Raw genomic sequence first — 13,495 nt, forward strand, 5'->3', positions numbered from 1 at the left:
CGGAACCCGGGCGTTTTACTGGGGGGGGGGGGGGCCCCCCGGGCCCCGCCCTTTCTGCTTTCGTGCTATCCTCATCATCCCGAAGGAGGGCTCCAGATGGCCAAGGGCACCATTCCCGCGATCTTCATCGACGGCGAGGCCGGCACCACCGGTCTTGGCATCCGCCAGCGGCTGGAAGGGATCTCCGGCATCGCGCTGCGCTCCATCGACCCGGCGCAGCGCAAGGATCCCGCGGCCAAGGCGGCGCTGCTGGCCGAGGTGGATCTGGTGGTGCTCTGCCTGCCCGACGCGGCGGCGAAGGAGACCGCCGCGCTGGCCGCCAGCCTGGGCGCGGCCGCGCCGAAGCTGCTCGACGCCTCCACCGCCCATCGGGTCGATCCCGACTGGGTCTATGGCGTGCCCGAACTCTCCCCGGAGCAGCCCGGGCTGATCGCCGCAGCGCCCCGCGTGGCCAATCCGGGCTGCTACCCGACCGGCGGCATCGCGCTGCTGCGCCCGCTGGTCGCGGCCGGGCTGATCCCGGCCGACCATCCCATTACGGTCAACGCCGTCTCCGGCTATTCCGGCGGCGGCAAGGCGATGATCGAGGCCTATGAGAGCCACGCGGCGCCGAACTTCGAGCTCTACGGCCTTGGCCTGGAGCACAAGCATCTGCCAGAGCTGCAGCAGTATTCCGGCCTGACCCGGCGGCCGATCTTCGTCCCCAGCGTCGGCAACTTCCGCCAGGGCATGCTGGTCTCCATCCCGTTGCACCTCGACACCCTGCCGGGCCATCCTTCCCCGGCCGAGCTCGAGGCGGCGCTCTCCGCCTATTACCGGGGTTCGGACTATGTCTCCGTGGTGCCGGCCGAGGGCAGCGGGAAGCTGGAGCCGGAGGCGCTGAACGACACCAACCGGCTGGAGCTCAGGGTTTTCGGCAATGCCGGGCGGCGGCAGGCCGTGCTGGTGGCGCGGCTGGACAATCTGGGCAAGGGCGCCTCGGGCGCCGCGGTGCAGAACATCGGCCTCATGCTCGGCATCCCGGTGGAGGATGCCGCCAGCCGGGCCGTCCCGTCCTCCCCCCCTCTGGCCAGCGGGAGCGGGAAGGCGCAAGCTGCCTGAAACCAGGGATGCGCGGCGGCGACGACCGCCGCGCCGCAGCAGGAGGATGACGACAGGACCATGGCACCGCTCTTTCCCTTCGAGGGCCGCCTGCCCAGCATCGATCCCACCGCCTTCGTGGCGCCCAGCGCGGCGGTGATCGGCGATGTCGAACTCGGCGCCGATTCCAGCATCTGGTACCACTGCGTGCTGCGCGGCGACACGAACTTCATCCGCATCGGGGCACGCACCAACGTCCAGGACGGCACCATCGTCCACGTCAATGCCGGCGATCAGCCGGCCATCCTGGGCGACGACGTGACGGTGGGCCATGCCTGCATCATCCACGCCTGCACGCTGAAGAACCGCGCCTTCGTCGGCATGGGCGCCACCGTCCTGGACGGCGCGGTGATCGAGGAGGGCGGCATGCTCGGCGCCGGTGGGCTGCTGGCGCCCGGCAAGCGCATCGGCCCCAACGAGCTGTGGCTCGGCACTCCGGCGCGGCTGGTGCGGGTGATGGACGCCGAGGAGCGCGCCCGCTGGGACCGCACCGCCGCGCATTACGTCGAGCTGGCCAAGCGCCACACCACCTCGCTGACGCCGGCGCTGATCCTCAATCCGGCCGGCTGAGCGGGCGGCGGCGGCGTGTGGCTTTGGCCGCCGCCCGGCCTGCGGCATCCTCCCGCCGACCTGTCTGGAGTGCCGCCGCCATGCGCCGATTCGCCGCCGTCCCGCCGCCCCTTCGCCTGTCGCTCTGCCTTCCGTTCTGTCTTCCCTTGGCGCTGGCCGCGTTGCTGCTGCCCGCCTGCGCCGAGTTGCGCACGCCGCCGCCGCGCATCGAACTGCCGCTCGATCTGGTCCCCGCGGCGCAGGACCCCTTCCGCAGCGCCGTGCGGCTGGCGGCGCGGGACTTCGCCGACCAGGCCGCCGGCCTGAACGGCCGCCCGGCCGAGACGGCGAGGGCCGCCGCCCGGCTGGAATTCCTCGCCCAGGCCATCGCCACCGATCCGCGCTACAGCGACTTTCCGCCCGGCATGGTGATGGCGTTGCGCGGCGCGGTGGCCGAGGTGCGGCAGGCCATCGGCCTGTCCGAGACCGCCCTGCCGGACCAGGCCATCGGCGCCCTGGCCGCCGCCGCCCGCGCCATCGAGGCGGGCGGCGGGAGCGGCGGCGCCTTTCCCGAGACGCTCTTTCCGGCCGGTCCGGAACGCACGCGGCAAAGGCTGGCCGAGCCGGGCCCGCTGCCGGAGGCCGCGATCGCGACGGGGCGCCTGGAGGAGGCGGTGGCGGCGATGGACCGCGAGGGCGGGTGGGGCCGCCGGCCGGGCGGACTGTCGCCGCTGGGGGCCATGTCAACCTCCCCTTAAGGCGGCGACGGCACTCTGGCGGCTCGGAAAACGGGTCGGGAAAGCCAGGATGCCCAACTTCAACTCGGTGCGGATCAGAATCGCGGGCGCCATCATGGCGGCGAGCCTCGGGGCCTCGGCCCTGCTGTTCGGGCTGAATGCCGTGCAACGGGCGGGCGAGGCCCGTGCCGATCTGGAAACCTCCGTGGCGCGCCAGGCCGCCGCCGTGCGCAACGCGCTGGAGGAGGAGAAGCGCCTCGCCGCCGCCCTGGCCGAGAGCCTGGCGCGCAGCCCGGCGGTCGCCTCCGCCATCCTGGACGGCGACCGCGCGGCGCTGCTGGCGCAGCTCGCCCCGGTCCACAAGGCGCTGGCGCAGAGCCTGGGCCGCATCATCCTGACGGTGTCACAGGCGCCGGGCGTGGTGCTGCTGCGCGCGCACGATCCGGCGGCGCATGGCGACCGCTATGTCGACCGCCGGACCGTGGTGCGCGAGGCTTATCGCCAGGGCAGGTCGGTGGTCGGGCTGGAGCCGGGCCGGGACAATATCAGCGTCTTCGCCGGCGCGCCCGTGATGCGGGACGGCCGGGTGGCGGCGGTGGTCGATCTGGGCCTGGCCATCGGCGAGGGGCTGGCGCGCCGCGCGGGTGAGGCGGGGCAGGCGGAACTGACCTTCTATCGCCGCGACGGCCAGTCCCTGGCGTCGATCGGCTCGACCACCGGCGGCCAGCCGCTGCTGAGCCCGGCCGAGCTGGAGGCGGCCTTCTCAGGATCCCAGGGTGGCGCGGCGCAGTATCGCGGACGGCGCTTCCAGGCCGCCGCCGAGCCGCTGCTCGGCATCGACGGTCAGGTGCTGGGGCTGGTCGAGATCGGCGTCGATATCGAGGACCGCCTGACCCGGGCCGAGAGCGCCGACCGGCAGGCCCTGCTGGCGACGCTGGGCGCGGCGCTGATGGCGCTGTTCGCCGGTCTGCTGCTGGCGGCACGCCTGGCGCGGCCGTTGCAGGCCCTGGCCGCCGCGGCGCGGGATCTCGCCAGCGGCCGCGTCGACATCACCGTACCCGGCCAGGAGCGGCGGGACGAGATCGGTGCCGTGGCCCAGGCCATGGAAGTGCTGCGCCAGGGCAGCGCCGAGGCCGAGGCCCTGCGCCGCGCGCAGGCGGCCGCCCGGGCCGAGGCGGAGCAGGCGCGGCGCGAGGCCACGCTGGCCCTGGCCGAGCAGGTCGAGCACGCGATCGGGGGCGTCGGCGGCGAGCTGGCCCGGAGTGCCGCGCTACTGCGCCAGCGGGCCGACGATCTGGCGGCCGGCATCGCCACCGCCGGGCAGCGCGGCCTGGGCGCGGCCCGTGGCGCGGAGGACGCGGAGGGCAATGTGCAGACCGTCGCCGCGGCGGCCGAGCAGCTCTCCGCCGCCATCGCCGAGATCACCCGCCAGGTGGCCGAGGCCGCGGCGGTGGCGCGCCGCGCGCTGGAGCGCAGCAGCGCTGCCGATGCCACGGTGCAGCTTCTCTCCAACAGCTCCGAGCGCATCGGCGAGGTGGTGCGCCTGATCGGCGACATCGCCGGGCAGACCAACCTGCTGGCGCTGAACGCGACGATCGAGGCGGCGCGGGCGGGCGAGGCCGGCAAGGGCTTCGCGGTGGTGGCGAGCGAGGTGAAGTCGCTGGCCGCGCAGACCGCGCGGGCGACCGACGAGATCGGCGCGCAGATCGGCGCCATGCAGCAGGCGGCGCGCGACGCGGCCGAGGCGATCGGCGGCATCGCCGGGGTCATCACGGAAGTGGACCATATCGCCGGCAGCATCGCTGCGGCGGTGGAGGAGCAGGGGGCGGCGACGCGCGAGATCGCCCGCAATGTCGGCGAGGCCGCCGCCGGCACCGGCCGGGTGACCCAGGAAGTGGCGGCGGTCAGCCAGGCGACGCGCGAGGCGACGCAGGCGGCGGAGGGGCTGACGGCGCTGAGCCAGGACCTCGCCGCCCAGGGCGGGCGCCTGCGGCAGGAGCTGGACGGGCTGCTGGGCCGGCTGCGCGCCGCCTGAGACGGGCCGGCCGGCGTTTCCTCTCCGCTCCGGATGTGCAGAATGCCATGAGGTCACAGGGTGGAGGGATCTATGCAGCGACGGAGCTTCTTGACCAGTGCGGCGGGGCTGGGCGCCGCCGCCCTGGCCAGGCCGTCCCTGGCGCAGGGGCAGGGGGCGCATGTGCTGCGCTTCATCCCGCAGGCCGATCTCAGCATCCTCGATCCGCTGAACACGACCGCCTACCCGACGCGCAACCACGGCCATCTGTGCTGGGACACGCTGTACGGCCTGGATCTCGACTTCCGCCCGCAGCCGCAACTGGCGGCCGGGCATGTGGTCGAGAATGACGGGCGGCGCTGGACCTTCACCCTGCGCGATGGCCCGACCTTCCATGACGGCGAGAAGGTCCTGGCGCGCGATGCCGTGGCCTCGATCCGCCGCTGGATGCTGCGCGACACCCACGGCCAGACGCTGGCGCAGCGCCTGGACGAGATCCGCGCGCTGGACGATCGCCGCTTCGAGATCCGGCTGAACCGGCCCTTCGGCCCGATGCTGGACGCCCTGGCCAAGGTCTCCTCCTACCCCTGCTTCATCTATCCGGAGCGCTTCGCGAGCCAGGATCCCGGCCGGGCCCTGACCGAGGTGGTCGGCTCCGGCCCGTATCGGTTCGTGGCGGAGGAGCGCGTTTCGGGCAGCCACGTGGTCTACCGGAAGTTCGACGGCTACAGCCCCGCCTCGGGCGCGGTGAGCCTGACCGCCGGCCCCAAGCTGGCGCATTTCGAGCGGCTGGAATGGCGCAACATCCCCGACCCCGCGACGGCCGCCGCCGCCCTGCAGGCGGGGGAGGTGGACTGGTGGGAGCAGGTCGCGCCCGATCTGCGGCCGCTGCTGCGGGGCGATCGCGGCCTGGTTGTCGAGCGGCTGGATGTCGGCGGCCTCGTGGCCATGCTCCGCCCGAATCACCTGCACCCGCCCTTCAACGACCCGGCGCTGCGCCGCGCGCTGTGGCCGGCGATCCGGCAGGCCGATTTCATGACCGCCATCATGGGCGACAACCGCGATCTCTGGCGTGACGAGATCGGCTGCTTCCCCGAGGGCAGCCCGATGGCCTCCATGGCCGGCATGGCGGCGCTGACCGGCCCGCGCGACAGCGAGGCGGCGCGCCGGGCGGTGAAGGCCGCGGGCTACCGTGGCGAGAAGGTGGTGATGCTGCATCCGACGGATGTGGTGAACAACAACAACCTGACCGCCGTCGCCACCGATATGCTGCAGAAGGTGGGCATGTCGGTGGAGAGCGCCACCTCCGACTGGGGCACGCTGCTGCAGCGCCGCTCCAACCGCAATCCGCCCGCGCAGGGCGGCTGGAGCGCGCTGATCGTATTGTTCGGCGGCATCGACCTGGCCAATCCCGGCGGCCATCCGCTGCTGCGCGCCAATGGGGAGAAGGCCTGGTTCGGCTGGCCCACCAGCCCGCGGCTCGAGGAGCTGCGCGATGCCTGGTTCGATGCGCCCGACCTGTCGGCGCAGCAGGAGATCGCGCGCGACATCCAGGCGCGCTTCTTCGAGGATGTGCCCTTCTATCCGCTCGGGCAGTACCTGATCGACAGCGCCTGGCGCAGCACCCTCACCGGGCACCGGCGCGGCATGGCGCTGCCGCTGAACGTGCGCCGCGCCTGACGCGAGGGCGGCTCAGCAGGGCTCGGGGCGGAAGACGCGGCTGGGCGCCACGAACTCCTCCTGCGCCGCCACGGTGAGGATCTCGCGCGAGGCGGCCTCGGCGGTGCGGCGCAGCAGGCCGTAGATCGAGGAGGCCGCGGCGCCGAGGGCCGCCTCGGCCTGGCCCGAGCGCAGCCGGTGGAACAGGTAGAGCGCCGCGATGGCATCTCCGGCGCCGTTCACCGAGAGTGGCAGCATCGGCGTGCGGATGCGGTGGAAGGCGCCCCCCTCGGCGGCCAGCATCTCGATCTGGTCCTCCGGCGTCTCGGCCACCTGCAGCGAGGTGACGAGGATGCTGCGCGGCCCGCCCGGCGCCATCCGGGCCTGCAGCGCCGCCGCCGCGGCCTTGGCCTCGGCCAGGGTCGTGACCTTGCGGCCGGTCAGCCATTCCAGTTCGAACTGGTTGGGCGTCAGCAGATCGGCGGCGGGCAGGGCGCGGTCGCGCATGAAATCCGGGATGCCGGGGCGGACGAAGACGCCGCGCCCGACATCGCCGATCACCGGGTCGCAGCAATAGACGGCGCCGGGATGGGCCGCCTTCACCCGCGCGGCGGCGTCCAGGATGGCCTCGCCGATGGCCGCGTCGCCCATATAGCCGGAGAGCACCGCGTCACAGCCGGGCAGGGCGCCGCGGTCCTCGATGCCCTGCACCAGGTCCCGCACCAGATCGGCGCCGAAGACCTGGCCGCGCCAGGAGCCGTAGCCGGTGTGGTTCGAGAACTGCACCGTGTTCACCGCCCAGACCTCGGCCCCCAGCCGCTGCAGCGGGAACACCGCCGAGGCATTGCCGACATGGCCATAGGCGACCCAGGACTGGATGGAGAGGATGTTCATGCGGCCTCCGGCTGTGGACGTTGGCTCTAGGCGGTGCGGCCGCCATCCACCGGCAGCAGCACGCCGGTGATGAAGCTCGACTGCTCCTCGCCCAGCCAGACGCAGGCATTGGCGATGTCGTGCGGCGTGGACATGCGGCCGAGCGGAATGGTGCCGACGAAGCGGGCGCGGTTCTCGGGCGTGTCCTCGACGCCCATGAAGTCCGTCAGCAGGGCGGTCGCGCCCATCACCGGGCAGATGGCGTTGACGCGGATGTTGTCCTTCGCCAGCTCCTGCGCCATCGCCTGGGTGATGGTGTTCACCGCGCCCTTGGTGCCATTGTACCAGACAAGGCCGGGCCGCGGCCGGATGCCGGCGGTTGAGGAGATGTTGATGATCGAGCCGCCGCGCCCCTGCTGGCGCAGCAGCGGCACCGCAGCCTTGGTCATCCAGAAGATCGACTTGACGTTGACGGCATAGACCTTGTCGAAGGTCGCCTCGTCCACGTCGAGGATCGGGCCGTTGCGGTGCGTGGTGCCGGCGTTGTTCACGACGATGTCCAGGCCGCCGAAGGCCTTCGCCGCCGCGTCCACCATGGCCTGCACGTCCGGCCCCTTGGAGACGTCGCCGCCGACGGCGATGGCGCCATGGCCGATCGAGCGGGCCACCGCCTCGGCGCCCTCCCGGTTCATGTCGGCGACGACCACCCGGGCGCCCTCGCGCCCGAAGCGCTCGGCGATGCCCTGGCCGAAGCCGGAGGCCGCGCCCGTCACGAGGGCGATCTTGTCTTTGAGGCGCATGAGGCTTCCTTCCCTTCCGCCCTGGAATCCGCCGCGATGCCGGCGTCGAGGCGGGGGAGGGTCGGGGATCGGCGGCGCGCGGTCAATCCGGGGGCCGGCGGGGCGCTTCTGTTGCTTCGGGACGCGCTTCTGGCTACAAGCCCGCCTTCACGCGCGGCCGGTCGGCATCGGCTGCTCCAGACAGAAAGCCTCCACGATGAAGCCCGATATCCATCCGGACTACCACGAGATCACCATCATCATGACCGATGGGACCACCTATAAGACCAAGTCCTGCATGGGCAAGGAAGGTGACACCCTGCGGCTGGATATCGACCCGAAGTCGCACCCCGCCTGGACCGGCCAGCAGCGCATCATCGACACCGGCGGCCAGATCGCCAAGTTCAACAAGAAGTTCGCTGGCATCGGCGCGCGCAAGAAGGCCTGAGCCGCCGCCTCCCGCGCGGAAGAGCCAAGCTCCGGGCGCCACTCCCTTGAAAAGGGGGGTGGCGCTTTCCATATGCGATGATGCCAGCGGCGCCCGGTTTTCGGGGCCGCCGGCGTGATCCCGCTGCGAGAAGGTCGCCCGATCGGGGGCCTGAGACCGCGCCGGATCGCAACGCAACGGACCCTTGCTTCGCTTCGAGGAGGCTCTCCATGATGACGTCGTTCGACACCACCCCCCTGTTCCGCACCGCCATCGGCTTCGACCGGCTGGGCCGGCTGCTGGACACCGCCCGCGCTGCGGCGGAGGGGCCTGCCTACCCCCCTTACAATATCGAGAAGACCGGTGAGGACTCCTATGTCCTGACCATGGCGGTTGCCGGCTTCGCGCCGGAGGATCTGGAGATCACCGCCCAGGACAATGTCCTGCTGGTCAGCGGCAAGGCCAGCCCGCAGCCTGAGCAGGAGCGCCGCTATCTGCACCGTGGCATCGCCGGCCGTGCCTTCGAGCGCCGCTTCGTCCTGGCCGACCACATCCAGGTCGAGGGCGCGGATCTGGCCAATGGCCTGCTGCATGTGGCGCTGAAGCGCGAGGTGCCCGAGGCTCTGAAGCCCCGCCGCATCGAGATCGCGACCGGTCGCTCCGCGCAGCCGGTCCTGGAAGGCCAGGCGGCGCCGCTGGCCGCCTGACGGGGACTGCCTGACACGCCGGGCGGGGGGGGGGGGGGGGGGCCCGCCGGGGGCCCCGGCCATGCGCTGACCTACTGGCAGCAGGGGGCGCGCGGCTGGGAGAAGAAGGCCTGAGGGCCTACCCGGCCTGACCCCGGGCCGGTTCCCAGACCATGTCCGGCGCGCGCCAGAGCAGGGGGTCGCGCATCGCCGCCGCCAGCGCGTCCGAGACGAGGTCCAGCAGCTTCTCACCCTTCTCCGCCGTGGCGGCCCGCGGATCGCCGCGCACGCCGGTGCGGGGCGCCCGCTCGGCGAAGGACCAGAAGCGCTGGAAGGGGCCGGGATGCGCCGTGCTGTCATCGGCCAGCGCCTCGGCGATGCGCTCCCGCCGCACCTGGCCAGGGTCGATCGCCAGCCAGAAGCTGGTCTCCGCCTCGCAGGCGTGCTGCACGCCGGGCTGGGTGTCGAGCAGCGCGCCGAGCGCGGGGCCGGCGACATGGAAGACGGTGGTCGCCACCACGGGCATGGCGAATTCCAGGCAGAGCTCGCGCGCCGCGACCGCCAGCGGATCGATATTGCCGCCATGGCTGTTCACCAGGAACAGCCGCCGGAAGCCCTGCGCCTTCAGCGAGCGGCAGACGCAGGCGAGCACGGCGCGGAAGGCGGCGTAATCCAGGGTGATGGTGCCGCCGAAGGGGAGATGGTGCTCGGACATGCCGGTCCAGAGTGGCGGCAGCACCACCACGGGGGCGCCCGCGCCGGCGGCCTTGGCGGCGGCGCGCAGGCAGCAGGCATGGCCGATCATGCTGTCGGTCCAGACCGGCAGATGCGGCCCGTGCTGCTCCAGCGAGGCGACGGGCAGCACCACCAGCGCCTCCCGTGCCGCCAGTTCGCGCAGCTCCGGCGCCGTGCGGCGCTCCCAGCGGCAGAGATCCTCGGGCGTTTCGGTCATGGGCGGTGTCCTTCGCTGCGGGATGCGGCGACGGAACCACGGCGCGGGTGCGGCGTGAAGCCCGCTAGAGCTGCGCCTCGATCGGCAGCCAGCGCACCAGGCGGGCCAGGGCCCGGCGGGCGAGCGGCGCCTCGGGCTCGTGCGCCGTGCTGCCCTCGTCATCGGTCCAGAGAAGGTGCCCGCGCGGGTCGCGGGTGACGCGGTAGCTGCGCTCCGGGCCGCAGAGCCGGTCGCGCTCCACCGCCAGCTTCTCCGCCAGGCCGGGATGGCGGGCGAAGGCGCCCATCTCGGTGTTGAGGTTGGCCGAGCGTGGGTCGAGATTGAAGGAACCGACGAAGACCTGGTCGCCATCCACCATCAGTGCCTTGGTGTGCAGGCTCGCGCCCTTGGAGCCGAAGACGCCGCTGTCATGCCGCCCGCTGCGCTTCAGCTCGTGGAGCGCGACGCCGAGTTCCACCAGGCGCGGCCGGTAGCGGGCATAGCCGCTGTGCACCGCCACCACATCGGTCGCGGCCAGGGAATTGGTGATGACGGTGATGGCCACGCCGCGCCGGGCCAGGGCCTCGATCACCGCCATCCCGGCCTCGCCGGGCACGAAATAGGGCGAGATCAGCAGGGCCTCCCGCCGGGCGCCGAGCAGCATCGCCTCCACCGCCGGCGCCACGCCGCCCGGCACGCCACGCCCCTGGGCCTTGGCCGGCGGGTCGGAGAGCACGCGCAGGCCTTCCGGCCCGTCCTCGGGCACCGGCAGCAGGGCATGGTCGCGCTCCAGCCAGCGGCCGTGCTCGGCGCGGAGCGCCTGCAGGTAGGGGTGTACCTTGGCGGTCTCGGGGATGGCGTCCAGCTCCGCCCGGAAGGCGGCCAGCGCCTCCTGGCTGGCGCGGCGGGCGACGCGGCGGAAGCGCTCGACCGGCCGGGCCAGGCTGCTGGCCCAGTAGCTGTCGAAGACCCGCTGCGCCTGCTGGGCGGCCTGGCCCGCGATCAGCATGTCGAGGTCGCGGAAGTTGAAGTCGCCCGCGCCGTCGAAATAGGCATCCGCGATATTGCGCCCGCCGACCAGGGCCATGGCGCCATCCACCACCCAGTTCTTGTTGTGCATGCGGTGGTTGAGATGCCAGCCGCCGAGGGCGAATTCGAGCCCCAGGCCGAACTGGCCGAGGAAACGGAAGCGCGCGGTGTTGAACAGCCGCAGCTCGATGCGCGGATGCACGTCGAGCAGGGCGATGCGGCGCTCCGGCCCGAGGACGTAGCTGTCATCGAGAAGGATGCGGACCCGGACGCCGCGATCCGCCGCGCGCAGCACCTCGCGCGCCAGCAGGCCGCCGGTCACGTCGTCCGACCACCGGTAGTACTGCAGATCCAGGCCATGGCCGGCGGCGCGCGCCATGGCGGCCCGCAGCATGAAGGCCTCCAGCCCGCCGGGGACCAGCGCCGCGCCGCTGGCCGTGCCGAGGCTGCGCGTCATCCGCCCGACCGCGCGCACCGCCTCGCTCGGGCGCGGCGGCTCACCGGCCACGATGGGGGCCATGGCGGGCACCGTGCCGCGGAGGGGGGCGTGGAGCATGGTTGTTCAGGCTGCGGCGGCCACATCGCCGGCCAGCGCCGCCTGGTCCGGCGTGAGGATCAGCCGGGCCTTCAGCGGCAGATGGTCGGAGGCGACGCGCGCCAGCGGGGTGTCATGGACCTGCACGTCCCGCACAACGCCGCGCGGCCAGCCCAGGATGCGGTCCAGCGCAAAGACCGGCAGGCGGGAGGGAAAGCTGGCCGGCCCGAAGCCCAGGCTGCCGAACAGCGACTCCAGCGGCCGCAGCGAGGAGCGCCGCCCCGGGCGCCATTCATTGAGGTCGCCCATCATCACCGTCGGCATGCTCTCGCCCTGGCCGATGCTCTCCAGGATGGCGGCCGCCTGCCGCATCCGGCAGCGCTTGAGCAGGCCGAAATGCGCCGCGACGACGCGCAGCGGCCCTGCGGGAAGCTCCAGCTCGGCGATCACCGCGCCGCGCGGCTCGGCTCCGGGCAGGGCCAGGCGCTGTAGCCGCACCGGCGTGCCCCGCCGCACCAGCAGGGCATTGCCGTGCCAGCCATGCCCGTCCGGCAGGCGGGACACCGGCAGCAGGGAGAGGCCGCAATCGCGCAGCGCCGCGGTGTCCAGCAGGCCGGTCCGGCGCCCGAAGCGGCGGTCCGCCTCCTGCACCGCGACGATGTCGGCTTCGAGCTCGGCGATGACGCCGGCGATCCGCGCCGGATCGAAGCGCCGGTCGAGGCCGACGCATTTGTGCACGTTGTAGGAGGCGACGCGGATCTCGGCCGCCGCCTGCTCGGGCGCGGGCGGCACCGGCTGGGAGGGGAGGTCCGGGATGCCATGCGCCCTGCGGAGTGCGGGTGGCCGCTTGCCACCGGCCAGGGGGGCATCGGCCAAGGGGGCGCCGACGAGGGGGCGGCCCTCCGCCGGTTCGCCCGGGGGCGGGGTCATTCTGGGCTCCGGAACTGCACGCGGGTCTCCGCCAGGGATGGAGGGCGGCAGGACGGGCCGCCTTGCCCGGATAAAGCTAGGAAAGCGGCGCGGAAATTCCAAGCTTGGCCGGCGCGACGGCCCCCGGCGCGTCAGTTCAGGCCGAGCAGGGAACGGGCGAAGTCCCGCGCCGAGAAGGGCCGCAGGTCGGCGGCCTTCTCGCCGACGCCCACCGCATGCACCGGCAGGGCGAATTCCTGCGCCAGGGCCACCACCACGCCGCCCTTGGCCGAGCCGTCCAGCTTGGTCACCACCAGCCCGGTGACGTTCACCATCTCGGAGAAGACCTTGCACTGCTGGGTGGCGTTCTGCCCGGTGGTGGCATCCAGCACCAGCAGGACGGAATGCGGCGCGGTGGGATCGAGGCGCTGCAGGACGCGCACCACCTTGCGCAGCTCCTCCATCAGCGCCGTCTTGTTGTGCAGCCGGCCGGCGGTGTCGACCAGCAGCACCTCGGTGCCCTTCTCCTGCGCCTGCCGCAGCGCATCGAAGGCGAGGCCGGCGGCATCCGCGCCTTCCCGGGCGGGCGCCACCACGTCGCAGCCGGTGCGGCCGCCCCAGATCTGCAGCTGCTCGACGGCGGCGGCGCGGAAGGTGTCGCCGGCGACGAAGGTGACACTGCGACCCTGCTCGCGGAACTGCTGGCCGAGCTTGGCGATGGTGGTGGTCTTGCCGGTGCCGTTGACGCCGACCACCAGCACGACATGCGGCCGCTTCTGCGGGTCCAGCACCAGTGGCTGCGTGACCGGCTCCAGGATGGTGGCGATCTCGGCGGCGAGCGCCTCGCGCACCTCCTCATCCGTCACCTCCTTGCCGAAGCGGGTGCGGCGGAAGCCCTCGACGATGCGCGCCGAGGCGGCGACGCCGAGATCGGCGGTGATCAGCGCCTCCTCCAGCTCCTCCAGCGCCGCCTCGTCCAGCTTGCGCTTGGTGAAGAGGCCGGTCAGCCCGTCGGTCAGCTTGCTGGTGGAGCGTGAGAGCCCGGCCTTCAGGCGCGAGAACCAGCCGCCCCGCTGCGGCTCCCCGGTCTCGGCCGGGGTGGTCCCGGGCGGCGGCTCCGGCGCCCGATAGGCGGTGGCGGAGCCGGGAGGCGTCGCGGGCGGCGAGGGTTCGGGGCGCGCGGGCTCGGGCGTGGGCGGCTCGGGCGTGGGCGGCTCCGGCGTGGGT

The 13,495-nt window shown here is 73.0% G+C and carries 13 protein-coding genes; 7 read left to right on the top strand and 6 right to left on the bottom strand.

What is annotated here, in order from left to right; genetic code table 11:
• Positions 1–96 precede the first annotated feature (96 nt).
• The 5 genes from argC to ACVMLK_RS16055 all read left to right on the top strand — a co-directional run bounded on the left by argC (position 97) and on the right by ACVMLK_RS16055 (position 6,120).
• Complete coding sequence (argC, locus tag ACVMLK_RS16035; protein WP_457486955.1) at positions 97–1,101, top strand: N-acetyl-gamma-glutamyl-phosphate reductase; 1,005 nt, start codon at positions 97–99, stop codon at positions 1,099–1,101.
• A 60-nt stretch (positions 1,102–1,161) separates the two neighbouring features.
• The gene (locus tag ACVMLK_RS16040) at positions 1,162–1,710 is read left to right on the top strand and encodes a gamma carbonic anhydrase family protein (RefSeq protein ID WP_457486956.1); all 549 of its coding nucleotides are present in this window, start codon (positions 1,162–1,164) and stop codon (positions 1,708–1,710) included.
• A gap of 80 nt (positions 1,711–1,790) precedes the next feature.
• Entirely contained in the window at positions 1,791–2,447 is a 657-nt protein-coding gene (locus tag ACVMLK_RS16045) for a hypothetical protein (protein ID WP_457486957.1), read from the top strand.
• A 49-nt stretch (positions 2,448–2,496) separates the two neighbouring features.
• Positions 2,497–4,461: a methyl-accepting chemotaxis protein gene (locus tag ACVMLK_RS16050; protein ID WP_457486958.1), complete on the top strand. Its 1,965-nt coding sequence runs from the start codon at positions 2,497–2,499 to the stop codon at positions 4,459–4,461.
• A gap of 72 nt (positions 4,462–4,533) precedes the next feature.
• Complete coding sequence (locus tag ACVMLK_RS16055) at positions 4,534–6,120, top strand: ABC transporter substrate-binding protein (protein WP_457486959.1); 1,587 nt, start codon at positions 4,534–4,536, stop codon at positions 6,118–6,120.
• Positions 6,121–6,132: 12 nt separating this feature from the next.
• On the opposite strand, the gene pdxY is transcribed toward ACVMLK_RS16055, so the two are convergent.
• Positions 6,133–6,993 carry a pyridoxal kinase PdxY gene (gene pdxY / locus ACVMLK_RS16060; protein ID WP_198367296.1) on the bottom strand — a complete coding sequence of 287 codons (861 nt, stop codon included), beginning with the start codon at positions 6,991–6,993 and terminating at the stop codon, positions 6,133–6,135.
• A 26-nt stretch (positions 6,994–7,019) separates the two neighbouring features.
• Positions 7,020–7,772, bottom strand: coding sequence for an SDR family oxidoreductase (locus tag ACVMLK_RS16065; RefSeq protein ID WP_198367295.1), 753 nt, complete (start codon positions 7,770–7,772; stop codon positions 7,020–7,022).
• Between the two features lie 196 nt (positions 7,773–7,968).
• Here ACVMLK_RS16065 and rpmE point away from each other — a divergent pair, with 196 nt between their 5' ends.
• Both rpmE and ACVMLK_RS16075 read left to right on the top strand, forming a co-directional pair.
• The gene (gene rpmE, locus ACVMLK_RS16070; protein ID WP_160939158.1) at positions 7,969–8,199 is read left to right on the top strand and encodes a 50S ribosomal protein L31; all 231 of its coding nucleotides are present in this window, start codon (positions 7,969–7,971) and stop codon (positions 8,197–8,199) included.
• A 212-nt stretch (positions 8,200–8,411) separates the two neighbouring features.
• Positions 8,412–8,885 (top strand): Hsp20 family protein, encoded by a 474-nt coding sequence (locus ACVMLK_RS16075; protein WP_198367483.1) that lies wholly within the window; start codon positions 8,412–8,414, stop codon positions 8,883–8,885.
• A gap of 118 nt (positions 8,886–9,003) precedes the next feature.
• Here ACVMLK_RS16075 and ACVMLK_RS16080 read toward each other — a convergent pair whose 3' ends face one another.
• From ACVMLK_RS16080 to ftsY, 4 genes are all read right to left on the bottom strand, one after another.
• Complete coding sequence (locus tag ACVMLK_RS16080; RefSeq protein WP_198365297.1) at positions 9,004–9,816, bottom strand: creatininase family protein; 813 nt, start codon at positions 9,814–9,816, stop codon at positions 9,004–9,006.
• 64 nt (positions 9,817–9,880) lie between these two features.
• Entirely contained in the window at positions 9,881–11,380 is a 1,500-nt protein-coding gene (locus tag ACVMLK_RS16085) for a phospholipase D-like domain-containing protein (RefSeq protein ID WP_457486960.1), read from the bottom strand.
• 6 nt (positions 11,381–11,386) lie between these two features.
• Complete coding sequence (locus ACVMLK_RS16090; RefSeq protein ID WP_457486961.1) at positions 11,387–12,289, bottom strand: endonuclease/exonuclease/phosphatase family protein; 903 nt, start codon at positions 12,287–12,289, stop codon at positions 11,387–11,389.
• A 131-nt stretch (positions 12,290–12,420) separates the two neighbouring features.
• Entirely contained in the window at positions 12,421–13,320 is a 900-nt protein-coding gene (gene ftsY / locus ACVMLK_RS16095) for a signal recognition particle-docking protein FtsY (protein WP_457486962.1), read from the bottom strand.
• Between the last annotated feature and the right edge of the window lie 175 nt (positions 13,321–13,495).

This window comes from Teichococcus aerofrigidensis, assembly GCF_054073225.1.